We start from the raw sequence: 442 nt of genomic DNA on the forward strand, positions 1-442 counted from the left end.
GGCCCCCAGAGCTTCCACTAAAGAGGATACGTCCCATGACCCAACAAACGCTGACCCGCTTGAGACACCTGAAACTGACCGGCATGGCGGATGCCGTGCAACAACAACTGGAACAGGCAAGTACCTACGAAGGGCTGCCCTTCATCGAGCGGCTAAGCCTGCTGGTCGAACACGAACAACTGAGCCGGGAGCAGCGTAAACAAGCTCGGCTGGTCAAGCAGGCGAGGCTCAAACTCCAGGCCACGGTGCAAGAGGTGGACTACCAGTCTGCACGCAACCTGGAGCGGTCACAGGTGGCAAACCTGGCCCAAGGAGAGTGGCTGCGCCGGGGCCAGAACCTGCTCATTACCGGCCCCTGTGGCTGCGGAAAAACCTACCTAGCCTGTGCGCTGGGCTACCAAGCCTGTCAGCAGGGGCACAGCACTCGTTACTACCGGCTGCC

The 442-nt window shown here is 60.9% G+C and carries 1 pseudogene; it reads left to right on the forward strand.

Going from position 1 to position 442, the window contains the following annotated elements:
* Positions 1-35 precede the first annotated feature (35 nt).
* Positions 36-442, forward strand: a pseudogene (gene istB, locus J9889_RS24770) (IS21-like element ISAs29 family helper ATPase IstB); the annotation flags it as partial.

The organism is Aeromonas sp. PrichA-15, from assembly GCF_017939245.1.
Lineage (GTDB): Bacteria > Pseudomonadota > Gammaproteobacteria > Enterobacterales > Aeromonadaceae > Aeromonas > Aeromonas caviae.